Source organism: uncultured Nitratireductor sp. (assembly GCF_913053745.1).
In the GTDB taxonomy this organism is placed as follows: domain Bacteria; phylum Pseudomonadota; class Alphaproteobacteria; order Rhizobiales; family Rhizobiaceae; genus Nitratireductor.
Genome location: NZ_CAJXGF010000057.1, coordinates 1 through 25741, shown reverse-complemented (window position 1 = coordinate 25741; position 25741 = coordinate 1). Strand labels below are relative to the sequence as shown.

Annotated in this window: 23 protein-coding genes and 1 pseudogene; 11 read left to right on the top strand and 13 right to left on the bottom strand. The window is 60.6% G+C overall.

Annotated elements, in window-relative coordinates:
• Both QZ638_RS11215 and gndA read left to right on the top strand, forming a co-directional pair.
• Positions 1–278, top strand: a pseudogene (locus QZ638_RS11215) (DeoR/GlpR transcriptional regulator); the annotation flags it as partial.
• Positions 279–383: 105 nt separating this feature from the next.
• The gene (gene gndA / locus QZ638_RS11210) at positions 384–1796 is read left to right on the top strand and encodes an NADP-dependent phosphogluconate dehydrogenase (RefSeq protein ID WP_295810187.1); all 1413 of its coding nucleotides are present in this window, start codon (positions 384–386) and stop codon (positions 1794–1796) included.
• A 68-nt stretch (positions 1797–1864) separates the two neighbouring features.
• Here the strand turns inward: gndA and QZ638_RS11205 are convergent, their stop codons facing one another.
• From QZ638_RS11205 to QZ638_RS11190, 4 genes are all read right to left on the bottom strand, one after another.
• The gene (locus QZ638_RS11205; RefSeq protein ID WP_295810184.1) at positions 1865–2407 is read right to left on the bottom strand and encodes a peroxiredoxin; all 543 of its coding nucleotides are present in this window, start codon (positions 2405–2407) and stop codon (positions 1865–1867) included.
• Positions 2408–2580: 173 nt separating this feature from the next.
• Positions 2581–3189, bottom strand: a complete 609-nt coding sequence (locus QZ638_RS11200) for a LysE family translocator (protein WP_295810182.1) — start codon at positions 3187–3189, stop codon at positions 2581–2583.
• 332 nt (positions 3190–3521) lie between these two features.
• Complete coding sequence (locus tag QZ638_RS11195) at positions 3522–4643, bottom strand: siderophore-interacting protein (protein WP_295810179.1); 1122 nt, start codon at positions 4641–4643, stop codon at positions 3522–3524.
• A complete protein-coding gene (locus QZ638_RS11190; RefSeq protein WP_295810177.1) occupies positions 4640–6670 on the bottom strand; it encodes a TonB-dependent hemoglobin/transferrin/lactoferrin family receptor in 2031 nt (676 codons plus the stop codon). The genes QZ638_RS11195 and QZ638_RS11190 overlap by 4 nt, the downstream gene beginning before the upstream one ends.
• Between QZ638_RS11190 and QZ638_RS11185 the strand changes: the two genes are divergently transcribed.
• Positions 6585–7850: an ABC transporter substrate-binding protein gene (locus tag QZ638_RS11185; protein WP_295810175.1), complete on the top strand. Its 1266-nt coding sequence runs from the start codon at positions 6585–6587 to the stop codon at positions 7848–7850. The genes QZ638_RS11190 and QZ638_RS11185 overlap by 86 nt on opposite strands.
• A gap of 17 nt (positions 7851–7867) precedes the next feature.
• Here the strand turns inward: QZ638_RS11185 and QZ638_RS11180 are convergent, their stop codons facing one another.
• Positions 7868–8884: an AraC family transcriptional regulator gene (locus tag QZ638_RS11180; RefSeq protein ID WP_295810172.1), complete on the bottom strand. Its 1017-nt coding sequence runs from the start codon at positions 8882–8884 to the stop codon at positions 7868–7870.
• A gap of 160 nt (positions 8885–9044) precedes the next feature.
• On the opposite strand from QZ638_RS11180, the gene QZ638_RS11175 reads away from it, so the two are divergent.
• From QZ638_RS11175 to QZ638_RS11165, 3 genes are read left to right on the top strand one after another with little or no spacing between them, the layout of a single operon-like run.
• Positions 9045–11273 (top strand): TonB-dependent siderophore receptor, encoded by a 2229-nt coding sequence (locus QZ638_RS11175; protein ID WP_295810169.1) that lies wholly within the window; start codon positions 9045–9047, stop codon positions 11271–11273.
• Entirely contained in the window at positions 11267–12421 is a 1155-nt protein-coding gene (locus QZ638_RS11170) for an ABC transporter substrate-binding protein (RefSeq protein WP_295810166.1), read from the top strand. Before QZ638_RS11175 ends, QZ638_RS11170 begins: the two co-directional genes overlap by 7 nt.
• A gap of 21 nt (positions 12422–12442) precedes the next feature.
• Positions 12443–13504 carry a siderophore-interacting protein gene (locus QZ638_RS11165; protein WP_295810163.1) on the top strand — a complete coding sequence of 354 codons (1062 nt, stop codon included), beginning with the start codon at positions 12443–12445 and terminating at the stop codon, positions 13502–13504.
• Positions 13505–13638: 134 nt separating this feature from the next.
• On the opposite strand, the gene QZ638_RS11160 is transcribed toward QZ638_RS11165, so the two are convergent.
• The 3 genes from QZ638_RS11160 to QZ638_RS11150 form a co-directional block, all read right to left on the bottom strand.
• A complete protein-coding gene (locus QZ638_RS11160; RefSeq protein WP_295810160.1) occupies positions 13639–14025 on the bottom strand; it encodes a hypothetical protein in 387 nt (128 codons plus the stop codon).
• A 58-nt stretch (positions 14026–14083) separates the two neighbouring features.
• Entirely contained in the window at positions 14084–15031 is a 948-nt protein-coding gene (locus QZ638_RS11155) for a DMT family transporter (RefSeq protein WP_295810157.1), read from the bottom strand.
• A gap of 99 nt (positions 15032–15130) precedes the next feature.
• Positions 15131–16234: a saccharopine dehydrogenase family protein gene (locus QZ638_RS11150; protein ID WP_295810154.1), complete on the bottom strand. Its 1104-nt coding sequence runs from the start codon at positions 16232–16234 to the stop codon at positions 15131–15133.
• Between the two features lie 123 nt (positions 16235–16357).
• Here QZ638_RS11150 and QZ638_RS11145 point away from each other — a divergent pair, with 123 nt between their 5' ends.
• Positions 16358–16789 (top strand): Lrp/AsnC family transcriptional regulator, encoded by a 432-nt coding sequence (locus QZ638_RS11145; RefSeq protein WP_295810152.1) that lies wholly within the window; start codon positions 16358–16360, stop codon positions 16787–16789.
• A gap of 9 nt (positions 16790–16798) precedes the next feature.
• Here QZ638_RS11145 and QZ638_RS11140 read toward each other — a convergent pair whose 3' ends face one another.
• From QZ638_RS11140 to QZ638_RS11120, 5 genes are all read right to left on the bottom strand, one after another.
• Positions 16799–17605 (bottom strand): ABC transporter permease, encoded by an 807-nt coding sequence (locus QZ638_RS11140; protein ID WP_295810149.1) that lies wholly within the window; start codon positions 17603–17605, stop codon positions 16799–16801.
• A complete protein-coding gene (locus QZ638_RS11135) occupies positions 17602–18483 on the bottom strand; it encodes an ABC transporter permease (protein WP_295810146.1) in 882 nt (293 codons plus the stop codon). Before QZ638_RS11135 ends, QZ638_RS11140 begins: the two co-directional genes overlap by 4 nt.
• Positions 18476–19540: an ABC transporter ATP-binding protein gene (locus QZ638_RS11130; protein WP_295810145.1), complete on the bottom strand. Its 1065-nt coding sequence runs from the start codon at positions 19538–19540 to the stop codon at positions 18476–18478. The genes QZ638_RS11135 and QZ638_RS11130 overlap by 8 nt, the downstream gene beginning before the upstream one ends.
• 161 nt (positions 19541–19701) lie before the next feature.
• Positions 19702–20826: an extracellular solute-binding protein gene (locus QZ638_RS11125; protein WP_295810144.1), complete on the bottom strand. Its 1125-nt coding sequence runs from the start codon at positions 20824–20826 to the stop codon at positions 19702–19704.
• Between the two features lie 116 nt (positions 20827–20942).
• Positions 20943–21707, bottom strand: a complete 765-nt coding sequence (locus QZ638_RS11120) for an IclR family transcriptional regulator (RefSeq protein WP_295810142.1) — start codon at positions 21705–21707, stop codon at positions 20943–20945.
• 142 nt (positions 21708–21849) lie between these two features.
• Here QZ638_RS11120 and QZ638_RS11115 point away from each other — a divergent pair, with 142 nt between their 5' ends.
• From QZ638_RS11115 to QZ638_RS11100, 4 genes are all read left to right on the top strand, one after another.
• Complete coding sequence (locus QZ638_RS11115; protein ID WP_295810137.1) at positions 21850–22599, top strand: SDR family oxidoreductase; 750 nt, start codon at positions 21850–21852, stop codon at positions 22597–22599.
• 10 nt (positions 22600–22609) lie between these two features.
• Entirely contained in the window at positions 22610–24184 is a 1575-nt protein-coding gene (locus QZ638_RS11110) for a sugar ABC transporter ATP-binding protein (RefSeq protein ID WP_295810135.1), read from the top strand.
• The gene (locus tag QZ638_RS11105; RefSeq protein ID WP_295810133.1) at positions 24181–25188 is read left to right on the top strand and encodes an ABC transporter permease; all 1008 of its coding nucleotides are present in this window, start codon (positions 24181–24183) and stop codon (positions 25186–25188) included. Before QZ638_RS11110 ends, QZ638_RS11105 begins: the two co-directional genes overlap by 4 nt.
• A gap of 83 nt (positions 25189–25271) precedes the next feature.
• Positions 25272–25741 (top strand): substrate-binding domain-containing protein (locus tag QZ638_RS11100; RefSeq protein WP_295810131.1); only part of this gene is annotated, 470 nt, incomplete at its 3' end.

Here is a 25741-nt window from a genome sequence, read left to right as displayed (position 1 = left end):
CCCGCCACAACGCCAATCGCGCCTTCATCGGCGCCAGCGGTCTAACCGCCAATGGCATCACCGAGGCGAACCGCCTCGCCGTCGGCGTCAAGCGTGCCATGATCCGCCAGGCCCACGAGAGCTACCTCCTGGCTGACCATTCCAAGTTCGATGTCAATCTGGTAGCGACCGTTGAACCTCTCTCCGCTCTGACCGGCCTGGTCACCAACGAACAGCCGGTCGGTCTTTTGGCGAAGGCATTGTCCGATGCTCGTGTTGCGGTACACCTCGCCGGATAACTCGCCTGGACTTTCCACATCCATGATGATGCATCGGCACCTTGTCTGATGCATAGTGCCGCCCCAAGGTCAGGACCTACTTCTGACGAACCGGAGAATTGAAGAATGTCGAAAGCGGATATCGGCCTGATCGGTCTCGGAGTCATGGGGGCGAATCTCGCCCTCAATATCGCCGAGAAAGGGCACACGATCGCCGTCAACAACCGCTCTACGCCCAAGATCGAGGCTTTTGTCGAGGCCGCGCATGCTGAAGGTCTTGCCGAACGTGTCCTGCCCGAGGCCGATCTCGCCACCTTCGTGCAGTCGGTGAAGAAACCGCGCTCCATCATCATCATGGTGAAGGCCGGCAAGCCGGTGGACGATATGATCGAGCAGCTTCTGCCGCTGCTCGACGAGGGCGACGCGATTCTCGAATGCGGCAATTCGCTTTTCAGCGACACGCAGCGCCGCTTCGATTATCTGAAACCTAAGGGCATCGGCTATCTCGGCGTCGGCGTTTCCGGTGGCGCGGAAGGCGCACGCCATGGTCCCTCGATCATGGTCGGCGGGTCAAAGGCGCAATGGCATGATGCGGAAGCCGTGCTCACCTCCATCGCGGCCAAATTCAAGGGCGAGCCCTGCGTGGCCTGGCTTGGCGAAGGCGGTGCAGGTCATTTCGTCAAGACGATCCACAACGGCATCGAGTATGGCGACATGCAGATGATCGCTGAGGTCTACGGTGTGATGCGCGACGGGCTCGGCATGGATGCCGCGGCCTGCGCCGAAGTCTTCAAGCGCTGGAACGAAGGTCCGCTCAACTCCTACCTGATCGAGATCACCGGTCACGTTCTGGAAGCTGTCGATGGGGAGAGCGGCAAGCCGCTCGTGGACATGATCCTCGACAGGGCGGGGCAGAAGGGCACCGGCGTCTGGTCGGCAATCGCCGCACAGCAGCTTGGCGTCCCGGCCACGGCCATTGAGGGTGCTGTGGCCGCCCGTTCCATCTCATCGCGCAAAAAGGAGCGTATCGCTGCGGAGGTGCTTTACGGCAGGCGCGAAGGAAAGGTGGATATCACCATCGACGATCTGGAGCAGGCACTTCTGGCCGGCAAGATCGTTTCCTACACGCAGGGCTTTTCCGTAATCGCCAGCGCCTCCGATGAGCAGGGCTGGGGGCTTGAACTCGCCACCATCGCGAAGATATGGCGTGCAGGCTGCATCATCCGCTCGCGTTTCCTCGATCAGATGGCGCGCGCCTTCGCGGGCGATGCCTCCACCAATCTCCTGATGGTTCCCGATTTCGCAGCGCTGATGAAGGAGGCAAGTCCCGCGCTGCGCCGCGTGGTCGCCACCGGCGCGCTGGGTGAACTGCCGCTGATCTGCCTTTCCTCGGCACTGTCCTATTTCGACAGCTACCGTCAGGCGCGGGGCACGGCCAATCTCATTCAGGGACAGCGCGATTTCTTCGGCTCGCACGGTTTCGAGATCGAGGGGCGCGGGGCCGACCTGCATGGCGAGTGGCCGTCTTTGGTCGAATAGATCGCTTTAAAGGAAAAGGCCCGGATGGCATCGCCATCCGGGCCTTTTCGATCTGAGCTCGCGAAGGCTTATGCAGCCTGCGCTTCGCCCTTTTTCAGCTCTTCAAGAACGTTCTGCGGCGAGGACACGCCATAAGGGTCGCTTTCGCAGTTGTCGGAGAAGCCCTCTTCCTCGAACCACTTTTCGATCACGCCGTTGTTGATCACGGCGGCATAGCGCCACGAGCGCATGCCGAAACCGAGATTGTCCTTGGCGACCAGCATCCCCATCTTGCGGGTGAATTCGCCGGAGCCGTCCGGAATGACCTTCACGTTCTTCAGGTCCTGCGACTTGCCCCAGGCGTTCATCACGAAAGCGTCGTTGACGGAGATGCAATAGATCTCGTCGATGCCTTCAGCCTGGAATTCGGGATAGAGTTTTTCGAAGTCGGGAAGCTGGTAGGTCGAGCAGGTCGGGGTGAAAGCACCCGGCAGGGAAAACAGAACCACACGTTTGCCGCCGAAAAAGTCAGCAGTCGACTTGTCTTCCCAGCGGAACGGGTTCGGACCTTCGATCGACTCGTCGCGAACGCGGGTGCGGAAAGTAACGTTGGGAACTTTTCTCACGGTCATGGCAAATCCTCTGGCACAGACGAAGCGTCTCCCGGTTGGGACCGGGTGGCTTGCATCGTAAATGGTTGAACTCCGGCTGCCGGGAGGGGTGCGCCGGAAGAGACGGGTGGAATAGAACATTTTGCAGGCGCGAAGTGAAGGCCCCGCACTGCGGCAATCCGCAGCATTTTTGCCTAATTGCGAGATAGGGCCATGGTTCCGCCGGAAGCGATCAGAACAGCGCCCACCAACCGATTCAAATGAACGAAAACGCGTTCGGATTGAAGCATCTTTCCGAGCAGGACGCCGCCAATCACATAGAGCGTCACAGCCACCACCTCAAGCGCCAGAAACACTCCTCCCATCGCAGTGAGCTGGCTCCATGCCGGCTCTGAGGCGACGATGAACTGTGGGAAAAAGGCAGTGAAGACCGCAATCGCCTTGGGGTTACTGATGGCGATCACGAAATCCCGGCGCATCAGCGTCCCGACGGTGGAGTCGAGCGAGCGTGCCGCAGCCAGTGCCCGCGCCTTGCGCCAAAACTGAATGCCCACGTAAACCAGATAGACCGCACCCACCATCTTGATAACGGTAAAGGCGGTGGCCGATGCTGCCAGCACCGCGCCAAGGCCGACAATGGTGACCGCCATAAGGAGCACAAAGGCCGGCATCCGACCGAGCCCGCCGATCAGGGCTGGGACGAAGCCCAGCCGCGCCGCGTTGGAAAATGTGAGCATATTGTTCGGACCGGGCGCGCAGTTCAGCGCGAAACAAGCCGGTATGAAAATCGACCAGGCAATCATGGAAACCACCCTTGGCGAGAAAGTTGCGGCGACCCTAGTGAGATCGCTGTATGAAGCCAAGAATGCAAATCGGTAAATGTGGAAAGCTATTCACTTCAAGCGCATTTCGTCGCCTCTGTCGCCACCGGCATGATACCTCTTCTACCAAGGCTTGCTGCTGCGATCGGACTGCCGACAATTCCGTTCGGCGTCTCGCCGATGATACAAACCAGAGGGCTGTCCTCGTTCCGAACATGAATCTCGTGAAGTGGCCGTGCGCGGATTTCTCATGGCGATCATGGTCCAGCTTCTTCGTTTCTCGGGCGCGGTTGCAACAGTTCGACGAACGAGACTCACGCCTTTGCAAGCCCACCGGTGGCCATTGAGCCAGCTTTCATCCGATCCCAATATGAGGCGGCAAGCGTTTGATCCCTTCCCAGACCGAGTTCTGTACGCCAGTAGTTTCGAATGATCGAAGCGCCTTCGGCCTCGGCGGCAAACCAACCGAAGCATGCAAGGCCGACAGGCCATTTCACAGCCATAACAGAATTGACCAGTCGCTTGTCCATTCCCGCTGCGGTGCCGTTGCGCGGGAGCCAATGCACCTCGATCGATGTCCGGTTGTCTATATGGATGACTTCGCCCTCGTCGGCGACCTCGACAAAGGCAACGCCGCTGGTGCTGGCGGGAAGCGTTTCGAGCATTCGCGAAAGTGCTGGTAAGCCGGTTTCGTCGGCTCCCATCAGATACCATTCGGCATCCATGGGAACCGGGCGCCCGACAGGGCCCATAATGCCGACCGTCGACCCCGGCAACGCGGTTTCCGCCCAATGCGATCCGACGCTGTCGCCTGAATGGAGGACGAAATCCACGTCCATCCATCCAGCCTCGACATTCAGGCGCCTGATCGTGTAGGCGCGGGGCGTGGGCCGTCGATCGTCCGGCGGCCACGCGGCAAGTCCGTTTTTCCCCAGTGTTGGCCAAACGGGTTGTGGCACCCTGGAGGTTGGGAAGAGCATGCGAATATGCATGCCGCCAAACCTGGCAAAGCGCCCCAGATCCGCCCCGGCAATCCGGATGCGTCGCATTGCCGGCGTGAGTTGGGTGATCTCCATCACGGTCATTTCACGAAACTGAGGCAGCTTGGTTTCTTCGCAAAAATCGCCCGTCCAGCGGATTTGCGGGCTGTCTTGCTTTCCATAAACCTGCACCGCCGTGGCAAGCAGGTCCTTGATGCGTGCAAGATCGTCGCGTTCGCCCGCGCGCGCCCGTATCTCCACCTGTCCGTTTGAGAGTTCGAAACTCGCGCGGCCGAATGGGAAGGCGAAGTCGATGCCGTCGTCACGACGCGTGGCGATCGCACGAAAGCTCTGAAGACGATCCTCGATTTGGTCGAGATACTCCGCCAGGTGCTGGAGTTGCACCACGGCCTTACTCGATAAGTCGGGCGTCGGGGTGTCGTTGTGAACGCTCATCCGCCGATGCGGCCCGTCACCGCGATCTTGAATGTTCTGCCCTTGCCCTGCTCGATATCCGACGTGGACGACCAACCGCTTTGTGGATCCGTGTAGGCCTTGTCGAAGACGTTATCGACCCCGAAATCGACACGCAGGTTCTCGTTCACATCCCAGTTGGCGAACAGGTTCACCAGATCGACACGCGGGTAAACGCGGGTGCTGGACGAAAGTTCGCGCACAACCTTTCCGATGCTCTGGTACTGCACACCATAGGTCAGCCTGTCGTCGAGCGCTCGAAAGCCCAGGGTAACAGCCACATTGTCCAGCGGCGTGTTGGAGAGCGTGTCGCCTGCGAAGGGGCCGTTCTTGAGCTCGGCGTCGGTGAAGGAAGCGGCGAGATTGATGAAGCCCGGTCCGTAATCGTAGACGCCCTCGAGCTCGACACCGCGCAGGCGTGCCGTGCCGACATTCTCGGCGCGCCGTACACTCCCGGCCACGACCTCGATGTAATCGTCGACATCCGAATGGAACACGTTGACCTTGGCGCGCAGCATGTCCCCGGTCGTTATGAGATTGTCGAGTTTGAGGTTCACGCCAGCTTCCCATGTGCTGGCCACTTCCGGTCGCAGGAGAAGATTGGGTTCGTAACCGGAGCCGTGCGATCCGTTCTGGCGGAAAACGTCCTGCAGGTGCGGGGTGCGATAGCCCTCCGCATAGGTGCCGTAGAACTGTATCCCCTCAACCGGGGTGACGCCGACAGTGAAACGCGGCGACCATCGATCGCCGGTCAGAGAAACGTCGTGCGAGGGTTCGCTGGGTGTTGGCTTCGAACGCCCCTCCAGACGGTAACCGTCGTAGCGCAGAGCTGCCGTCAGATCGAGCCAATGATTATAATTGCCTTCCCACTGCACGAATGCACCATAGGCGTCCTGAGTGCCCTGGCCGAAATGATCCGCGTCGGAATCGCCTCTGAGATGCGAGTAATCGCCGCCATAAGTGACGGTGTGATCCAGGCCGCCTGCTTCGAAACGCGAGGCGTTGCGAACATTGAACCCGGTTGTGGAGACGTCGTAGTAACGTGTCTCTCCGATGCTTGCGGAGGGCCAAAGGCGATACTGATCCGACCGCGTTGCACTGTGGTAGACGTTGAGCGTCAGGTCCCAGTAGTCATTGTCGAACGGATTGTAGGTATAACGGCCGGTGTAGTTCTCGACCAAACTGTCCGTATCGTAACGGCTTAGGGTCGGCGAGGCGGAACCGCTGGAGCCGGAAATGATGTCGTCGTAGTTCTGTATCGACGCACCGAGTTGAAGCTCATGGCCTTCCGCCGGTCGCAACGTCACCTTGCCATAGCCGCTTAGGCCCTCTTCGCCGGTCCATCGCACCGTGTCGCCATTGCCATCCTTGTACTCCTCGCTGTTGCGAAGGACGAGATTGCCGATCACATCGAAATTTTCGTTGAACTGATAGGCGCCCGTTGTGCTGGAAAGCCAGCCATCGCCATTGGATTCGTAACGCAGTTTTTCGCTTAGCGCCCAGGTTTCGCCGTCTCGAAGGAAGTCGCGCGCCGCTTTCGTTTCGAAGGCGACCACACCGCCGATCGCACCCGTCCCGAATGCATTGGAGACCGGGCCGCGGATCACTGTAACCTGCTTCAGCAGTTCCGGCTCGATGAAGAATGAACCGGAACCATGGCCGACACGCCAGAAATCCTGACGCGCGCCGTCGAGTGTCACGGCAACGCGTCCATATTGCTGTAGGCCACGGATGTTAATGGCCGTTGCCGGGTCGTCTCCGCTCATTGTGGCGGACACGCCAGGCACCTGACGGAAGAGATCCGCCGCCGTCGTTGCCTGGATGCGCTCCAGATTGCCCGTGGAAACGACGCTCGTTCCCGACAAAGCGTCGATCACGGCCTGCCAACCCAAAGTGGCGGTGATCGTTATCAGGTCCAATTCCGTGGGCGCAGCGGCCGCAGCGTTGTTTTCTTCGGCCGTGGCGTCGCTCTCCTGGGAAAGCGCCGACGATACCGCCGATAGCCCCAAGAGGGTTGCCAGTGCTGTGCTTCTTAACAATCCGGAGTTCTTCATAATGCCCCACATCCCGTCTGCTTTAAGATATTATGGCTGGCGACGTGGCGAGGGCCCGGCTGGCAAGATCGATGGTCTAATAATTAAATATGACTATTATTGTCAATTTAAAATTGACCCGCTACATTCCGGCCATATTTGCATCTGCGCCAACCGGCCGATGCGCGTAAAGGACTCTTTGCCCATGGCCGTCTGTTTTCGTGGAATCAACATTGCCGTCTCGTTGTCCCGTCTGTTTGCGGGTCTTTTCGGGCTCGCAATTTTGGGTGGAAGCCTCCAGGCGCAGGAAAGTATGCCTGTCGAGGTGACCGATGCGCTCGGTCGTGAAGTCCGGATAGAAAGTTCCCGACGTGTGCTGACACTCGGTTCCGATGTCACCGAAATCGTTTTCGCTCTGGGCGCCGGGGAACGCATAATCGCAGTCGACCGGGGCAGCCGCTTTCCGGCGATGGCCGCAACGAAAAGCAATGTTGGGTATCGCCGCAGATTATCGCCGGAGGGTGTGTTATCGCTTGATCCCGATCTCATTTTGGCAGCCGAGGATATCGGACCGCCTGAAGCAGTGGAGGTCCTTAAAAAGATTGCCATTCCGTTGGTGCTTGTGCCCAAGGAGAATTCAGGGGAGGGCATTCGCCGTAAAATCGCCCTGATCGCCGAAGCGCTTGCACTGGAGGCGGAAGGTAGAATGCTGGCTGAAACCGTGCTGGAAAACTTCGAGAAGGCCGCGAACCTCACCCGCGCGATACCCATGGAAAAGCGAAAGAAGGTGGTCTTCTTTCATGGGATTGAACGGTTGACCGCCGCAGGTGCCGATACCGCGGCGGATGCCATCATCAGATATGCGGGCGGTGTGAATCCGATGAGTCGGTTTCAGGGTTATAAAGCCGCCTCGGAAGAGGATCTGATCGAACTTGCGCCCGATACGATCCTCATGATGAGCAACCGGCGCGGCGGGCCAACTCCAGAAGAGGTGTTCTCCAAGCGTGCACTCGCTTTGACGCCAGCCGCCAGGAATGGTTCTCTTATCGTGCTGGACGGAGCCTACATGATCGGCTTCGGTCCGCGTACGGCGGATGCCGTCCGTGATCTCGCCAATGCGCTATACGCAAAGGAATTGCTGCAGCCTGAGGAATGAGCCGGCCGGAGAGCCGCCTATCCGCCGATCGACAGTGTGCGCGGGTTGATACCGAACTGGCGTTTGAACGCAGTGGCGAAATTCGCGGAGTGCGTGTAGCCGGCGATTGCCGCGGCCTCCTGCACGCTGACCTTTTCGTCCTGAAGCGCGGCGAATGCTTGTTCCAGCCGGCGCCGCCGCACATACTCGAAGACGCTGCAATGTTCGGAAATTCGGAAAAGACGCTGCAATCCACTGGCGCTGATGCCGGCGGCACGGGCAATCCTTTCCACGCTCAAATCCGACAAGAGCTGGGTGTCGATAATGTCACGGGCACGTTGAAGCCTGTTCATGTCGCGTCCGGTCAACACGCCTCCATCGGCCGTTCGGCGCTCCGATTTGGCTGCCGTGGCCACCGTTTCCAGGACGAGTTCGACTGCACGGCCTTCCAGATAAAGCCTGTGCAGTTCCGGCATCAGCGGGGAAGGGGTGAATATCTGCTGCACCAGGCTCGTCACGCGTGGCGTGAGCGTCCAGCGATGGTGAGCGAGATGGTTCCTGAACAGGGCGACCGCTTTGGTGGTGTCGCGCATCGATTCCAGCCCCTGGAAATTCAACCATTCAGGCGTGGCGGAAACGACCAGATGACGCACATGTTGTCGCCCGCGAGACATTCGCTCGAAGTTGTCGGGAGCCGTGTTCATGATTGCCACCCCTTCGGTGGCGGCTTTGGGATTACCTTTGAAGCCGAAGCGGCGATCGCCGATCTTCAGGTCGATTTCTCCGTCGAGGAAGAAGATGCAGGACAGTCCCTCGCGTAATACCGATCTGGCGGTGAAATCGTGCTCCTCTTCGGCATCGCTCATATGAAGAAACAGACCCTGCCGCAGTTCCAGATGCTGAAACTGGCCGGAAAGCAACGTGTCCTCCATAGACAGATTGTCTTCACGGCTATCCAGCGTGACGCTGTCACGTTGCAGGAAATCGCGCACGCTCAACCGCTCCTCCGTGAAAGAGGTGGGACCGGCCCGTGCGGAACTGGGCTTGGTGTTCATCGGTTATGCCCGCCATGTCGATTTGATCGCATTGCAAAGACCTATGATCGTTGCGCAAAGCCCGGTCGCTTGTGCAGCGCGCTATGCTTCAATATCCAGTTATTTAATATGACTTCAACAGTCAAATTAAGCGTTGGACGGGTTCGGGGCAGGGCATACGATGATGGGTCATTATAGTGTAACTCGGAAATACGCACGGCATCTGGCGTGTGGTGTCTGTGTTCTGGGCGGTCTTTTCAATCAACTCTCCATTCCTGCAATGGCGCAGGTGGCCGAACCGACAACACGTCTGGAGCGGATCACCGTCGAAGATGAAAACGCGCGCGGTCCGGACGCCGGTATCGTCGCCAAGAAAAGCGCGACAGCCGCGAAAACCGATACGCCGCTTCTTGAAACGCCGCAGGCGGTCAATGTTGTCACAAGAGATCAGATGGAGGCACAGGGTGCGTCCAGTGTTTCGGAAGCCCTGCGCTACACGCCAGGTGTTCAGGCCGAGGCGAACGGTTATGACGTACGCTATGACTGGCTGTGGATGCGCGGTTTCAATACCTACGGCACGATGTGGCTCGACGGCCTGGTTCTGCCTGGCGATCCGCAGAATTATGCGACGCCGAGCATAGATCCCTACACGCTGGAGAGGGTCGAGGTGATCAAGGGGCCGGCGTCGGTGCTGTATGGCCGTACGGTGCCTGGCGGTCTCGTCAATCTTGTCAGCAAGCGCCCGCGGGAAACCACGTATCGTGAGGCTTCGGTGCGCACCAGTGCCTTCGGTGGCATCGAGGGAGCGGTCGACATGACCGGCGCGCTGACGGAGGACGGCACCTGGCTTTATCGATTTACCGGACTTGCCCGCAATATGCACGGTCAGATCGATATGGAGCGTGACCGCAGTCTGCTTGTCGCGCCGAGCATCACCTGGAACCCATCGACGGACACTTCGCTGACGCTTTACGGTTACTATCAGCGTGACCGCGATGTCTTCAGTCCGCGTTTTTATCCTGCGGCCGGTACGCTGCTGCCCAATCCGGCGGGACCGATCCCGCGCGATATTTTCATGGCCGACCCGAACGCGGACAGTTTCAACCGGGATTTCTACGCGTTGGGCTACGAATTTTCCCATCGCTTCAATGAAACCTGGTCGATGCGCCAGAATCTGCGCTACAGCCGATCCGAGCAGGATATGTTTCTGGCACTGGTCAATCCGGCTTTCGCATATGCCGGCGCGCCGTCCAATGAGTTGAGCCGGGTTTCCGCAGTATCCGACGATTCGGCTTCGGCCTTCGCCGTCGACACGCAGTTCGAGGCGGAGTTCGCAACCGGCGCGTTGGAGCATACCGCGCTTTTCGGCATCGACTATGTGCGGGGCGTTTCGGATACCAATTTCGGCAATTCCGCCTTCGGCGATCCGGTTCCGCCGCCTCTGGACTATACGGATCCCGAATATGGCGTCGACGTGCCAGTGCCGGCATTCCAACGCTCCGGCCTGCAGACACAGAATCAGATCGGTTTCTATCTTCAGGATCAGGTCCGCTATGATCGTTGGGTGGGAACGTTCGGATTGCGCTACGATATGTCCGAGATCGAGACCGTCGATCGCATGGGCGGAACATCGGCGACGAACAACGAAGACGAAAAACTCACCGGACGGGTCGGGCTCGCCTATCTCTTCGACAACGGCCTTGCGCCCTATGTCAGCTACTCCACCGGTTTCCTCCCGCTGCTCGGCACGGATCGCCATGGCGATCCTTTCAAGGCGCAGACGACCCGGCAGTTCGAGGTTGGTGTGAAGTATGAGCCTGCCGGTGCGCGGGGCATGGTGGCCGTTTCCTATTTCGATCTCACGGTCGAAAACGCGTTGACACCGGACCCCACGGATCCGCGCCCGACGCGGCCGAGCAACTACGTCCAGACCGGCGAACAGAGAGTGCGCGGCATCGAGATCGAGGGCAAATACGAGTTAACGCCCGAGATCGACATTCTGGCGGCCTATGCCTATTCCGACTCGGAAGTGATCCGGACCAACAATCCGGCGGCGCTCGGCCGCGAGATGGAGCGGCTCCCCAAACATCAGGGCAGCCTTTGGGTTCAATATCGTCCCGATCTGATCCCGGGGCTGGCAGTAAGTGCCGGTGTACGTGCGACCTCCTCCTACCAGACCGACGTCACATACCTGCCCGAGTTGCGCATCCCTTCGCGCGCGCTGGTGGACATCGGTGCCGAGTATGATTTCGGCGCTTTGAACGCCGACTATGAAGGCACCAAGCTTCGGGTCAACGTGACCAACCTGTTCGACAAGCGGTATGTTTCACACTGTCTCAACATTACCGGCGGTAGCTGCAACTACGGTGCTGGCCGGACCATCACCGCGAATTTGAAATACACATGGTAGGCACGAAGGCAAAGACGTTTGAAAACGGAACCGCCATGCAATGGGCGGTTCCGTTTCTCGTGGCGCTTCTTGCTTTTGCCGTGCTGGTCGGCGTCGGCAAGCCGGCGCGCGCAAGCATCGAATTCGTCGATGCCGCCGGTCGCAAAGTGCATCTGGACGCGCCCGCCAGGCGCATCGTAACCAATGAAAGTCTGCTGCTACTTTCGCTTGCGTTGATCGACCCCAAGCCGGTTGAAAGGCTTGCCGGCTGGGCGCGCCCGCAGCGTATAGACAAGGGCGTTTACGAGGCGTTCAAAAAACGGTTTCCCGCCATCGACGAGATACCCGTGGTTGGTGCGGTGGTGCCGGAAAGCGCATCCGCGGAAGCGATCCTTAGCGTCAAGCCCGATCTGTTCGTGGTGCGTATATGGCAACCCGGCTGGCAGGGTCTTGCCGCGCAATTGGCTGCCGCGGGCGTTCCGGTGATTTTTCTTGATGGGCCTGCGGTCGCCGACCGGGGTGCCGGTGAAGCGACGGTCTTCGCCATCGAACTTCTTGGCAAGGCGATAGGGCGCACAGAACAGGCAAAGGCTTTCGGGTCCTTCGTCCGCAATCGCTTCCGGAATGTTGCCGAGCGGATCGCCACGATCGACGCGCGGCCGAGCGTACTTATCGACGTGCATGCCGGCACGCTGTGCTGCTACACGCCCGGCGCCGACAATCGCATCACGCAATATCTGGAGCATGCTGGCGGACGGAGCATTGCCGACGGCGTGCCCGGCTACGATGGTCAATTGAGTGCCGAATATGTGCTGGGGGCCGATCCCGATATCTATATTGGCACCGGCGGACCGCGTTTCGCGGAAACCGGCGGGCTTTTCGTAGGGGCAGGGGTGGACCAGGCGCGGGCGCGCAAGTCGCTCGAATCCGTCGTCGGTCGTAATTTTCTGAATGGGTTGACGGCGGTTGGCGAGGGGCGCGCGTACGCCATCTCGCACCAGCTTTCTATTTCTGCGCTGGATGTGCTGGCGATGGAGTCTTTTGCGAAATGGCTGCACCCGGATCTCTTCACCGATCTAGAACCCGCGGCAACGCTTGATGAAATCAATCGACGTTTTCTGCCCGTGCCGCTGCGCGGTGCCTTCTGGGTTGGTCTGCGGACGGAATAGCTTCTCAAGAGAGGAACGATCGTGACCACATACACAGCGCAATCGCGCATTGCGCTTGCCGATCCGGAGGCTGTTCTCGTGCCCCTGTGCGAACACATGAGTGAGCATGGCGCGCGCCTGGAGCGGTCGAATGGCATGCGTATCCTGCGCTTTGCGCATGGGCATGTGCAGTTTCAGCAGAGCACGGGGGCAACGCATGTGGAAGTGACCGCGGATGATGTGGAGGGATTGTATTTCCTGCGTCTCAACGTGGCTGCCCATATCCTCGAGTTTTCAGGCGATGAGACACCCCGGATCGAATGGAACGGCGACGGCGGCGCCCTGGAAAGACCACCCAATTTTCAGGTTTTCACCGTGCTTCACGCTTATGATGTGACGCCACACATGCGCCGCATCACCTTTCAGGCCGAGGATGTCACCCGCTTTGCGCGGATGGATGCACTTCATCTGAACATTCTCGTGCAACATGCCGATTTGCCGGAGCCGCAATGGCCGCGCGTCGGTGAAAACGGACTCATGCAATGGGACGATCCGGGAAGGCGACCACACTTTCGCAAGTATACGGTGCGCTCGCTCGACTTGAGCGCGCGAACCGTGGATATAGATTTCGTCCTGCACACCGATGCCGGGCCCGGGTCGGGCTTGGCTCTTTCCGCCCGACCGGGTGATGAGATTGGTGTCGTCGGTCCCGGAGGCGGCGGGTTGAGCGAAGCCGATTGGTATCTTTTCCTGGGCGATGAAACCGCGCTTCCCGCTATCGCCCGGATGCTGGAGTACCTGCCTGATACGGCATGCGGAAAAGTCTTCATCGAGGTGGCGGACCGAAACGAGGTGCAAGCCATTGCAAATCGTAGCGCCATCGATGTGCAATGGCTTCTGCGGAACGGTGCCATGGCCGGCTCGACTTCATGCCTCATCGATGCGGTGCGCGAAGCCGCCTTTCCCGCCGACGGGACGCGGATCTTTGTCTGGTGCGGTTGCGAGTTCGAAGCCTTTCGCGCCATTCGCGGCCATTTGCGCGCAGAGCGTGGTCTGGACAAGCAGGAACATCTGGTGGTTTCCTACTGGCGTCGCGAGGAATGATCGGTTCAGCCAGCCGCTTCCGGTAAAGAGTCTGGAGAGATCGGCATTGTCGAGCGCGATCCGGAGCCGACACCTTGGAGAACATCTACCGATCCAGGAAATTCCACCCGAAGCCCGTGCATTGTGACGACCGGTTACAGCCGCTCGACCAGTCTCACCTGGAATGTATGCATTTCGCCTTCACGAGAGATGGAGACGTACTCGCCTTGTCGGAAGCGCTCCTCGCCGAGCCGGAAACCGATCTCGTCGTCGCGCTCGCCTTCCTCGTAATCGAAATACCATTGCCCGCCGGGCTTGCGGCGCAGCCGGCCGATTTTGTCGTCCGCGTCCGGTTCAAAACGGCGGACGCGGCATTGCATCTGATGTTTCTTCCATTCAGCCGGGTCGAGATGTCCTTCGGTGTCCAACGGCACCAGAAGGTCGTAACCTTCCTCGTGGTCGCCCAGCGGGTGTCCTTTCTCGCGGGCAAGTTCAAGCCGCACATGGCGAAACTTGGGAGAGAGATCAGAAGCTGCGGTCATGCTGGGCCCTTTCATTCTCCATCACCTTAAGAAGATTCTGGGCCTGCTTTTGTAAAGATCAAGCCGAAGAATCGCCTTGTGGCATCGACCGCGTGTGAGAAGTGCGCATCGTTGGAGACCGCGCCAGGGCGCGCTCACGAAACACGATGTAAAGCCCCGCACCCATCGTGACGGCGATGCCGAGCGCGGCGAGCCCATTGGGCAGGTCGCGGAAGATCAACCAGCCGATGACCGTAGCGAAAGGGATTTCCAGATACTGGATCGGTGCAACGGTGGCCGACGGCGCGAAGCGCAGAGACCAGGTCATCAGCAAATGACCGAACGTTCCGAAAAAGCCGGAACCGATCAAAAGCAGCGTTTCGCGCAAATTGGGTTTCACCATGCGCAGTTCGGGCAGGTCGAAGCCGAGATTGACGAGGGCGAGCGCGGCAAATCCGGCAACGGCGTAGAAGCCGCTCACCACCTGCAGCGCGATTGGGTCGGCCGCGCGTGAGATCTGCCGTGTCACCAGCATATACCCGGAGAAGGCGACGGCGACGAGCAAAGGGAGGAGCGCCGGCGCGCCGACACTGATGAAGCTCGGCTGCACCACCAGCATGGTTCCCATGAAACCGACCGTGCAGGCGGCGAGACGCCTTGGGCCCACCGCCTCGCCAAGAAAGAATTTTCCGAAAGCGAGCATGATGAAGGGCATGACAAAGGCGATGGCGACCGCATCGGCCAGCGGCAGATAGCGCAGCGACATGAACATCGCGCCGATGCCGGCAATATGCAGCATGGTTCGCAGCACGGTGAGACGCATGACGTGGGGCGGTAAAATGAGCGTTTTTCCACTCCACCACACGACCGGGAGAAGAAAAACCACCTGAGCGGCAAAACGCACCACCAGAAGCTCGAACAGCGGAATGGTTTCGCCCAACAGTTTTGCGATCGAGTCGCCCAAAGGGGCGACTGCGCAAAACCCGATCATCAGGAGAATGCCGACAAGCGGCCGATCGTTCGACATTGCGCGACATTATGGAGACGCATCGGGGCCCGCAATGTCACATGGTGCCAAAACGGTACGGCCAGCGACATGTTTCGCCGCTGGCCGGGCAATTCCGGGTTACGCGGCCTGTGCCCGCGGGCCGGTCTCGGGCTGGTAGGTGCGGCCGAAGCGGTTTGCCAGAAAATCCTCAAGCGCGATGTCTTCCTGCTGGACAAAGCCCTTTGACGGCAGTTTGCCATTGGCAAGCAGGTCAAGCACGGTGCAGATGCCGGCGGCGGTGGTCTTCTGGATGGCGCTGCGGGCATTCGGCCCGGCCGGATCGGCAAACACGCTGTTGGCGTAGCTCTCCTGCACCAGGCGGCCATTCTTCAGGCCGGTGATGGTCACAAAGATCACCACCACATCCTGCATGGTGGTGGGCAGCGCATGCTCGAAAATCTCTTTCAGAAGATCGCGGCGTTCGATCAGGCGCAGATCGTTCAAAAGCATCTTCATGATCGAGGCATGACCCGGATAACGGATCGTGCGGTAGTTGAGATTGCGCACGCGGCCCTTGAGCGACTCGCAGATGGAGCCGAGCCCGCCGGAGGTGTTGAACGCCTCGTAGCGCACGCCGTCGAGCGAGAACTCCTCATGGCCCTCAAGCGGCGCGACTTCCTTCATCTCACCGTCGACAATGGCCTCGCAGGGCTCGCAATACTCGTTGATGACGCCTTCCGGCGACCAGGTGAGATTGTAGTTGAGCGCATTGGCCGGAAACTGCGGCAGCGCGCCGACGCGCATGCGCACATCGTTGAGCGTGTCGAAGCGCTTGGCCAGCGAATTGGCGGCAATGGTGATGAAGCCCGGCGCGAGCCCGCATTGCGGGATGAAGGCCGTGCTGGCGCTCGCGGCAATTTCCTTCACGCGGCGCGTGCTTTTTACGTCTTCCGTGAGGTCCAGATAGTGCACGTCCGCTGCGGCCGCGGCTTCGGCAATGGGAACGGTGAGATTGTAGGGTGCGGCGTTCAGCAGCGCGAACTTGCCCTTGAGTACGGAGGCCAGCGCCTTCGTGTCGGACAAGTCGACCGCGACACCCGAAATCTGAGGATGGTCAGGCAGGGCGGCGAGTTGTTCGGCCGCCCGGTCGGCGAGGGTGATTGAATAATCGCCTGAGGCGACCAGCATGTCAGCAATGGCAGCGCCGATGCGTCCGGCTCCGGTGACGATGATTTCCTTCATTCCGCACCCTTTCGATTCTGTGGCATGAACACCAAGTGTCATCCTGCTTCACGTTGAATCGAAGTGACAGATCGGGTAATTCAACTATCGATTTCACGCATATCGACGAATGGATCAGACAATATGACGACAACCGAAGCGGACCGTGCGGTGATCGCGCTTTTGCGCGAGAATGCGCGCATATCGGTGTCGGAGATCGCCCGGCGGCTGGGCGTGTCGCGTTCCACCGCGCAAAGCCGACTCGAACGGCTCGAGCGCAACGGCACGATCGCCGGTTATGCGGTGCGGCTTTCGGGCGAGTATGACGCGGCGCAGATACGTGCGCATCTTCTCGTAACGGTATCGCCGAAACTCTCCGGGGGCGTCATCGCGGCCATGGAAAAAATGCCGGCGGTACGCACGGTTCATTCCGTGAGTGGGTCTTTTGACATGATCATCATCGTCGAAGCACCATCGGTCGCGGAACTCGATGCGGTGATCGACACCATCGGCGCCCTGAAGGGAGTCGACCGAACAATGAGTTCGATCGTCCTGTCGACAAGGATTGACCGGTAGGGGCCAGCGCTAATCCGTGGCCATCCGTGCCGCGCCCCGCCTGCGGGCAATCTCGTAGGCGATGGCTCCGAACACAGTGATCGCGATCATGATGAGCGCCAGCGCGTTGACGGCGGGCGTCAGCCCCGTGCGCACCTTGGTGGCGATGTAGACCGTGAGCGGCGTATCGAACCCGCGCACGAAGAGCGTGGTGTTGTAGTTTTCGATGGATTGGAGAACGGCAAGAAAACCGGCGGCGATGAGCGCCGGTTTCAGGAAGGGCAGCAGAACGCGGCGGAAAACCATGAATTTCGACGCGCCGAGGCCGAGGGCCGCTTCCTCCTGTGTGGGATCGAAACGCTGGAGGCGCGCCGTGATCATCAGCATCACATAGCAGATGATGAAGCTTGCCTGAGCGACCACGATCAGGAAAACACCGCCCCCGACGCCAAGCTGCCGCCAAAGAACCAGCGTGGCGATGCCGATGACCACGCCGGGCGTGAGCAGCGGCGACACCATGACCGCATACATGAAGCTGCGCGCGCGTGCATGGAGGCTGGTGAGAACAAGGGCCGCCGCCGTGCCGATGGGCAGGACGGTGATGACCACGAAGAAAGCGACGAAGAAGGAGGTCCACAGCGACTGCCACATGCCGCCATCGCTCCACAGCGCGTCGAACCATTGCAGCGTCGTGCCGCGCCACGGCGTTACCGTGGGGAAGCGGGTTGTGTTGAACGTGGCGATGCCCATGATCGCGAGCGGCGCGAACAGATAGAGAAAGAACGCCACCATGTAGAAGCCGAACAGGGCACGGGCGATGCGGTCGGCGGCACTCATTTCGCCACCTCGGTCAGGCTCACGCGGGCAATGCGCAGTGTGACGAGCACCACCGCAAGGCACAGAACCAGAAGAACCAGCGCATAAGCGGCACCGCGGTTCCAGTCGCCGCCCTCAAAGAACCAGTTGTAGATGATTTCGGTGAACCAGCGACTGCCGGGCGCGCCGAGAAGGGCAGGCGCGACATAGCTGCCGGCGGCGAGCATGAAAGTGAAGACGCAGCCCGTGGCGATGCCCGCCTTGGCGTGCGGGATGACCACGCGCCAGTGAATGCGCCAGGTGGAGGCGCCGAGGTCGCGCGCCGCCTCGATCTGCGATTTGTCGAGCGATTCGATGGCGTTGTAGATCGGGAACAGCATGAACAGGATGTAAGCATAGGTCATGCCGGCCAGCACGCCACCATCGCCATACCAGCGCACCGGCTCGTCGATGATGCCGAGCGAAAGCAGGAAGGCATTCAGCGGTCCGCGAAACGCGAGCAGGATATACCAGGCGAGCGTGCGCAAAACCTCGTTGATCCAGAACGGGATGGTGAGTGCGAGGAGCACAACCGCCGTCTGGTTCACCGTGGCGTGCTGGGCAAGCCAGAACGCCATGGGATAGCACACCAGAAAAGTGACGAAGGCGACAAGCGCGCTCGCCCACACGGTCTTGAAGAAGATAGCGCGGTGAACGCCTTCATTGGCAAGGTAGAGAATGTTGTCGAGCGAATAGACGTCGTTCGGCCCGCCGATCTGCGACGGCGGCAGGTTGGGCCGCAGCGCATAGTCGATCATCATGACATTGGGTGCGAGCACCATGCCGGCAAGCCACACGCCGACGAGCGCCAGAAAGACCGTGCCAAGACCGCCGCCAAAACGTCTGTAAAGCTCAGACATCGGGCAGCACCACCGCGTTCGCGCTTTCAAAGCCGAAGCCGGACTTTTCGCCGATGGCGGGGGCCGTGGCGAGTTCGGTGCTGGCGATGGAAGCGACCAGCGGCGTGCCGTCTTCGGCAACGCCATGCGCCAGCGCGAAAGCGCCCTCGAAATCGATGCGCTCGATGGTGGCGGCAAGCCGGTTGACCCCGCCCTTGGGTTTCAGCGCTTCGGGCCGCACATAAAGCTTTGCCGCCGCGCCGCCGGAAAGCCCGTCTCCGGCGCGGCCGGTCAACGTTCCATGGGCGGTTTCCACCGTGGCGATGCCGTTGTCGATGCCCTTCACCGTGCAGGAGAGCGCATTGGTCTCGCCAACGAAGGTCGCGACGAAGGGCGTGGCCGGGTTGTCGTAAAGCTCGCGCGGCGCGCCCACCTGCTGCACCACGCCGGCGCTCATCACCGCCACGCGGTCCGACATGGCGAGCGCCTCCGACTGGTCGTGCGTGATGTAGATGAAGGTGACGCCGGTGCGCTTTTGCAGGGCGCGAAGCTCGGCGCGCATGTGCTGGCGCAGCTTAAGATCGAGCGCGGACAAGGGTTCGTCGAGCAGCAGCACCTGCGGCTCGACCGCGAGCGCGCGGGCAATCGCAACGCGCTGCCGCTGGCCGCCAGAAAGTTCGCCCGGCATTCGATCGCCATAGCCGTCAAGCGCGATCAGCTTCAGGAGTTCGTCGGCCTTCATGCGGCGCTCGGCTTTCGAGACGCCGCGCGCCTCCAGCCCAAAGGCGATGTTTTCCCACACGGGCATCAGGGGGAAGAGTGCAAGCGACTGGAAGATCATCGCCGTCGGGCGCTGGTTCGGCCCCAGCGGTGTCATGTCCTTTTCGCCGATCAGGATGCGGCCTTCGGTCGGGTTCAGGAAACCGGCAATGACCCTCAAAAGCGTGGTCTTGCCGCAACCGGATGGCCCGAGAATGGAGAAGAATTCCCCGCCTTCAACCGTGAAGGAAACGTCGTCCACGGCACGGGTTGTGCCGAATGTGACGCCGACATGATCGAGCTCTACGGAGTGTGACATGGGCCCCTGATAGTCGGTGCGAGCGGGCATCGTTGCTGCGGTTCGCTCGCGTTCTTATGGATATGTTGGCGCTCGTCCCGATCCTCACCTTCTTCCCGCGTGCGGGGAGAAGGTGCCGGCGGGCGGATGAAGGGCGAGCGCCGTCAGTTCATCCAGCAGCCTCAGGCCGACAGGAAGCGGTCCTGATACTCGTTGCGCTTGGCGACGAACCAGCTCTCCTGGATCGGCCACCACCATAGCTTGTCCAGTGCGTCGTCCGGATAAGCTGCAGCGAAGAAGGCCTTGGCGTCATCCGAGGTCATGTCGGCGGCGCCGACCGCGGTAGAGTTGATCGAGGTGGCGTTGGTGTACATGGCGCCGGCTTCCGGTGTTAGGAACCAGTTGATGAAGGCATAGGCCTGGTCGAGATTTTCGGCACCCTTCGGGATCGCCACACCTTCCATCCATGCCAGCGCACCTTCCTTCGGCGCGATGAAGCCGATGGGCAGACCTTCCTTGGCGAGCGCTGCGGCGGTCGAATCCCAGGTCTGGCCGATAGCGCAGCCATTGACGCGGAAGGCACCTTGCGCCTCGTTCTCGTTGGACCAGAACTGCGCAACGTTGGCTTTGCGGGCAATCGCTTCCTCGAGAATCACGTCGTAGATCTTGACCATGTTCTCTTCGGACTTGAAGGCGTCGGTCATCGGCATGGGCAGCTTGCCCTCGCCTTCGAGCCAGAGACCCAGGCCGACGAGGCCCGAATGGCCGCGCACGGTGGCCTTGCTCTTCATTTCCGGCTTCCAGATGTCGCCATAGGAAGCGGCGCCATATTCGAGCGGGGCCTGATCCTTGTCGAAGGAGACGGCTTCCGTGCCCCAGTCGGTCGGCACCTGGTAGCGCTTGCCGTCGATGACCGCGCCAAGATTGGCGGAGTTCGTCCACGCGCTCGGCAGGCAGTTGTCGACGTTGACCTTGCTTTCGTCGATGGGCTGCACCAGCTCGAATTCGACATAGTTGGGCACGCGGTCGACCGTCGGCCAGATGATGTCGAACCCGCCGCCATTGTTGGCGCGAAGCTGGTTCAAGAGCTCGTCATTGGTGCCGTAGGGCGTGTAGTTTGCCTTGATGCCGGTCTCTTTTTCGAAGGCGGCGAGCATCTCGTCGTTCAGATAGCCGGCCCAGGCGAAGATATTCACCGAACCGGAAGAGCCCTGCGCATAGCTGCGCGAAATGAACGGTGCGGCCAGCGACAGACCAGCCACCGAAGCGGCGCCCTTGATGAAGTTGCGTCGTTTAATCAATGTCATGGAAAGCACTCCCCTGATTTCTGCGTTGAGATCGCAGCGGTTATTCCCGCTATGTTACAGCGCGATGACCGGGCGGCAACAAAAATCAGCCCAATGGGCTGTGGACCCAGCAAGGTTCATGAGATCGACAGTTTGCCCGCAACGCTCTTGAGATGGGTGAGGGCGGTTTTCACATCTGCGGCTTGCGCGTCGTCGAGCCTTTCGAAGTAAGGACAGGTGAGGACGGCGAGCGCGTCGCCGGAGGGGGCGAAGACCGGCACCGAGATGTCCCGCACGCCGACGAGTTGGAGACTGTCGCCGATGCGGTGACCGTTGGTGCGTACGTTCTCCAGGGCGGGTTCCAGTTCCGCCAGATGCTGAACCTGCGCGGTACTGCCCCAGATCGCCAGGGTTTCGTTGCGCCGGTCTGGGCTCTGGAAGGCGAGAAGTGTCTGGCCGGAGCCCGTTGTAAGCAAGTCGAGCTGGGCACCGGGTCGCAGGCGAAATTCCCAGTTGGCCGGGCTGCTCGCCTGGGCGACGACGATGGCATAGCCGCGCTCGGGCGCCACCAGATGCACCGATTGGTGCGTCTCGCGTGCGAACATATCCATCAATGGCAGCGCACGAGCCGCAAGCCGGCGCAATGGCGGATGCTGGCTTCCCAGCACGAAAAGCTTCATGGTCAGCGCATAGCGGTCACCCTCGATGGAGCGGCTCACATAGTCCCGCGCAACGAGCCGCTCCAGCATGCGGTAGATTTCGCTGGGCCCGCGGCCCATGGCTTTGACGATTTCGCCCCGGGTCAGGCCGTAGGGTTGGCGGGACAGGAGTTCGAGTATGTCGAGCCCCTTGTCGAGCGCGGGAGCGCGATAGCGGTCCTCGGTGGTTTTTTTGCTGTTCACGTGCTCCTCCTCCGCCCGGCCGCTTTGATGAGGAATTGCGGCTCTTGTCAACTTTGATGTTGCATTAATTTTTCATATATGAATACACTATTCGCATATAAACGATGATTGAGCTTCGGCTCAATAGGGAGGAGATCATCGTATGCGACTTCAAGGGAAGCGGATCCTGATATCCGCCGCCGCCCAGGGCATTGGCCGTGCCAGTGCGCTTGCCTGCGCTGCGGAAGGGGCTGAGGTCATTGCCGTCGACATCAATGAAGACGGTCTTGCCGCGCTCGCCGCGGAAAGCCATTCCGTCGCGACGGAACGCCTCGACGTGCGCGATCGCGGCGCAATCGATGCACTCGCGAAAAAGGTCGGGCAGCTCGACGGACTCTTCAATTGTGCCGGTTTTGTCCACAATGGAACCATTCTCGACGTCACGGAAGAGGATTGGGCGTTCAGCACCGACCTGAACGTCACCTCGATGTATCGTATGACACAGGCTTTTCTCCCGGGCATGTTGGATCGCGCGGATAAGACCGGCAGCACATCGATCCTCAACATGGCGTCTATGGCCTCGTCCATAAAAGGTTTTGCAAACCGCGCGGTATACGGAACCACCAAGGCGGCGGTGATCGGCCTCACCAAGTCGGTCGCGGCGGATTTTGTCAAACAGGGTCTGCGATGCAATGCGCTGTGCCCCGGTACGGTCGACACGCCATCGCTGCGCGGCCGCATCGCCTCAGCGGCCGATCCCGTGCGGGCGGAGAAGGAATTCATTGCCCGCCAGCCCATGGGGCGCCTTGCCACCGTGGACGACATCGCACCGCTGGTTCTGTATCTTCTGTCGGATGAAAGCCGCTTTGTCACCGGGCAGGCGGTGCTCGTCGACGGCGGCGTGACGATCTGAGGGTCGTGCCATGGCAACGGTGTCTAAAACCATGACGACCGAAGCCGGAGCGGGTGACGTCCGGCCGGTCGTTTCCATGCGCGGCATCGAGAAGCGGTTTCCCGGCGTACACGCACTGAAAAATGTGCGCTTCGAGCTCATGCCCGGCGAAGTGCATGCGCTGATGGGGGAAAACGGAGCGGGCAAGTCCACGCTCATGAAGATCCTCTCGGGCATTTACCCGAAGGATGAGGGCGAGGTGCTCGTCGACGGCCAGTCGGTCGAGATCGAAAGCCCGCGTGCGGCGCAGGATCTGGGCATCGGCATCATTCACCAGGAACTGAGCCTGATGAACGATCTGACCGCCGCGCAGAATATCTTCATCGGCCGCGAGCCGCGTCTGCGCTTCGGCCGGCTGGACGAGGCCGCGCTCAACCGTCGGGCGGCGGAGATTTTTTCCTCCATGAACCTGAAGCTCGACCCCAGGGCACAGGTGGGCGGACTGACCATCGCCAAGCAGCAGATGGTGGAGATCGCTAAGGCACTCTCCTTCCATTCGCGCGTCCTGATCATGGACGAGCCGACGGCGGCGCTCAACAATGCCGAGATCGAGGAATTGTTCGTCATCATACGCCGGCTCAAGGCGGAAGGTGTCGGCATCATCTACATCTCACACAAGATGGACGAGCTGAAACGCATCGCCGATAGGGTAACGGTGATGCGTGACGGGCAATACGTAGACACGGTGTCCGCCGCCGATACAGCGGTGAGCGAGATCATTTCCATGATGGTGGGACGGGCGCTGGCCGATAGCGCGGTCGAGGTGCCGGACCTCGGCGAGGCGCAGATCGCTCTGGAAGTGAAGGGCCTCACGCGCGGCCGTGATATTCGCGATGTGAGCTTCTCGGTGAAGAAAGGCGAAATCCTCGGCTTTGCCGGGTTGATGGGCGCGGGTCGCACGGAAGTGGCACGGGCCATCTTCGGCGCCGATCCCCGCGAGGCCGGCGAGATCTTCATCGAGGGAAGGCAGGTCGACATTCGTACTCCGGCCGATGCAGTCGCTGCCGGCATCGGCTACCTTTCCGAAGACCGCAAGCATTTCGGCCTTGCTGTGGGCATGGATGTCCGTGCCAACGTTGCCATGGCAAGCCTCGAGCGCTTTACCGGCAAACTCGGTGCGCTCGATGAGGCGGGCATGCGGGATGCCGCGCGCGGCTATATCGACCAGCTCGCCATCCGCACCCCGTCCGACCGGCAGGAGGTGCGCCTGCTCTCCGGTGGCAACCAGCAGAAAGTGGTTATAGCCAAATGGCTTTTGCGCGACTGCGACATCCTCATCTTCGATGAGCCGACGCGGGGCATCGATGTCGGCGCGAAGAGCGAAATCTACAAATTGTTGAACGCGCTGGCGGCGCAGGGGCGGGCGATCATCGTGATCTCGTCGGAATTGCCGGAAGTGCTGCGACTGAGTCACCGCATCGCCGTCATGTGCGAGGGGCGGCTGACAGGCATTCTGCCGGGAGGGGCGGAAACCAGCCAGGAAGACATCATGCGCCTAGCGACCCAGCGCGAGAGCGCCATGGAACCCGTGGGAGGAGTAGAATGAGCACCGTGGAAGCCACTCCGCAGGCGGGCTTTGCCGCGCGGCTCCTGCAGGCGGGCGCACACCAGAAACTGCTGGCCTTTATGAGCCTGGTCGTACTCCTGATCGGCTTTTCGCTGGCCTCGCCCAATTTCATGCAAACCTCGAACATCATCGCCATTCTGCAGGCGACCTCGGTGAACGGGGTTCTGGCCATCGCGGCCACGCTGGTCATCATCACCGGCGGCATCGACCTTTCGGTCGGTACGCTGATGACGTTCTGCGCCGTCATCGCCGGTGTCGTTCTGACCTATTGGGGCCTGCCTTTGCCGCTTGGCGTTCTCGCGGCCATCGGTGCCGGCGCGCTGTGCGGCCTCACCTCCGGCACCTTCGTCGCCAAGATGAAGATCCCGCCCTTCATCGCCACGCTCGGCATGATGCTGATGCTGAAAGGGCTGTCGCTCGTCATCTCCGGCACGCGGCCGATCTATTTCAACGACACGCCGGGCTTTACCGAGATTTCGCGCGGGTCGCTGATCGGCGAGGTCATTCCCGCCCTGCCGATCCCCAATGGCGTTCTGATCCTGTTTCTCGTGGCCATCGCAGCCAGCTACATTCTGGGCCGTACCGTGCTTGGCCGCTACACGTTTGCGCTGGGTTCCAACGAGGAATCGGTGCGCCTTTCCGGCGTCAATACGGATGCCTGGAAGATGGCCGTCTATGCGTTGGCCGGCGGCATATGCGGCATTGCCGGTCTGCTCATCGCCTCCCGTCTCAACTCGGCGCAACCCGCACTCGGGCTCGGCTACGAGCTGGAAGCGATTGCCGCCGTCGTTATCGGTGGAACCTCGCTTGCCGGCGGGCGCGGCACGATCCTCGGCACGCTGATCGGCGCGTTGATTATGGCCGTGCTGGCCAACGGTTTGCGAATCCTCTCGGTGGCGCAGGAGTGGCAGACGGTGGTGACGGGCGCGATCATCATCCTCGCCGTCTATGCCGACATGATGCGCAAGCGGCGCATGGGATGAGTTTCAAGACAAGAGGGCGGTGAACGCCCCGGGTTTCGACCAGATTAATGAGTGAGTGTGAACGGAAAACCGGAGGAGGAAACATGTTCACGAGACGTGCAATGCTTGGCGCGATCAGCGCCGCAGCCCTCGTCGCAAGCGGTATGGCCGCTTCGGCGCAGGACAAGATGTATATCCCGCTTATCTCGAAAGGGTTCCAGCACCAGTTCTGGCAGGCCGTGAAGGCCGGTGCCGACAAGGCTGCAGAAGAGCTGGATGTGGAGGTCACCTTCGAGGGACCGGACAACGAAACCATGGTCGACCGCCAGATCGACATGCTGGCGGCAGCCCTTGCCAAGAAGCCGGCAGCGCTCGGCTTTGCCGCGCTCGACAGCCAGGCGGCCATTCCGCTGCTGAAACAGGCGGATGAGGCGGGCATTCCGGTCATCGCCTTCGATTCCGGTGTCGACAGCGACATTCCGAAAGCGACGGCTTCGACCGACAATCTGGCCGCTGCCGCCCTTGCCGCAGACAAAATGGCAGAACTGATCGGCGGGGCAGGGCAGGTCGCCGT

What these genes read in the sequence shown, in the direction of transcription:
- gndA (WP_295810187.1), top strand. Translation starts at nt 384, where the DNA reads ATGTCGAAAGCGGATATCGGCCTGATCGGTCTCGGAGTCATGGGGGCG.
- QZ638_RS11205 (WP_295810184.1), bottom strand. Translation starts at nt 2,407, where the DNA reads ATGACCGTGAGAAAAGTTCCCAACGTTACTTTCCGCACCCGCGTTCGC.
- QZ638_RS11200 (WP_295810182.1), bottom strand. Translation starts at nt 3,189, where the DNA reads ATGATTGCCTGGTCGATTTTCATACCGGCTTGTTTCGCGCTGAACTGC.
- QZ638_RS11195 (WP_295810179.1), bottom strand. Translation starts at nt 4,643, where the DNA reads ATGAGCGTTCACAACGACACCCCGACGCCCGACTTATCGAGTAAGGCC.
- QZ638_RS11180 (WP_295810172.1), bottom strand. Translation starts at nt 8,884, where the DNA reads ATGAACACCAAGCCCAGTTCCGCACGGGCCGGTCCCACCTCTTTCACG.
- QZ638_RS11175 (WP_295810169.1), top strand. Translation starts at nt 9,045, where the DNA reads ATGATGGGTCATTATAGTGTAACTCGGAAATACGCACGGCATCTGGCG.
- QZ638_RS11170 (WP_295810166.1), top strand. Translation starts at nt 11,267, where the DNA reads ATGGTAGGCACGAAGGCAAAGACGTTTGAAAACGGAACCGCCATGCAA.
- QZ638_RS11160 (WP_295810160.1), bottom strand. Translation starts at nt 14,025, where the DNA reads ATGACCGCAGCTTCTGATCTCTCTCCCAAGTTTCGCCATGTGCGGCTT.
- QZ638_RS11155 (WP_295810157.1), bottom strand. Translation starts at nt 15,031, where the DNA reads ATGTCGAACGATCGGCCGCTTGTCGGCATTCTCCTGATGATCGGGTTT.
- QZ638_RS11150 (WP_295810154.1), bottom strand. Translation starts at nt 16,234, where the DNA reads ATGAAGGAAATCATCGTCACCGGAGCCGGACGCATCGGCGCTGCCATT.
- QZ638_RS11145 (WP_295810152.1), top strand. Translation starts at nt 16,358, where the DNA reads ATGACGACAACCGAAGCGGACCGTGCGGTGATCGCGCTTTTGCGCGAG.
- QZ638_RS11140 (WP_295810149.1), bottom strand. Translation starts at nt 17,605, where the DNA reads ATGAGTGCCGCCGACCGCATCGCCCGTGCCCTGTTCGGCTTCTACATG.
- QZ638_RS11135 (WP_295810146.1), bottom strand. Translation starts at nt 18,483, where the DNA reads ATGTCTGAGCTTTACAGACGTTTTGGCGGCGGTCTTGGCACGGTCTTT.
- QZ638_RS11130 (WP_295810145.1), bottom strand. Translation starts at nt 19,540, where the DNA reads ATGTCACACTCCGTAGAGCTCGATCATGTCGGCGTCACATTCGGCACA.
- QZ638_RS11125 (WP_295810144.1), bottom strand. Translation starts at nt 20,826, where the DNA reads ATGACATTGATTAAACGACGCAACTTCATCAAGGGCGCCGCTTCGGTG.
- QZ638_RS11115 (WP_295810137.1), top strand. Translation starts at nt 21,850, where the DNA reads ATGCGACTTCAAGGGAAGCGGATCCTGATATCCGCCGCCGCCCAGGGC.
- QZ638_RS11110 (WP_295810135.1), top strand. Translation starts at nt 22,610, where the DNA reads ATGGCAACGGTGTCTAAAACCATGACGACCGAAGCCGGAGCGGGTGAC.
- QZ638_RS11105 (WP_295810133.1), top strand. Translation starts at nt 24,181, where the DNA reads ATGAGCACCGTGGAAGCCACTCCGCAGGCGGGCTTTGCCGCGCGGCTC.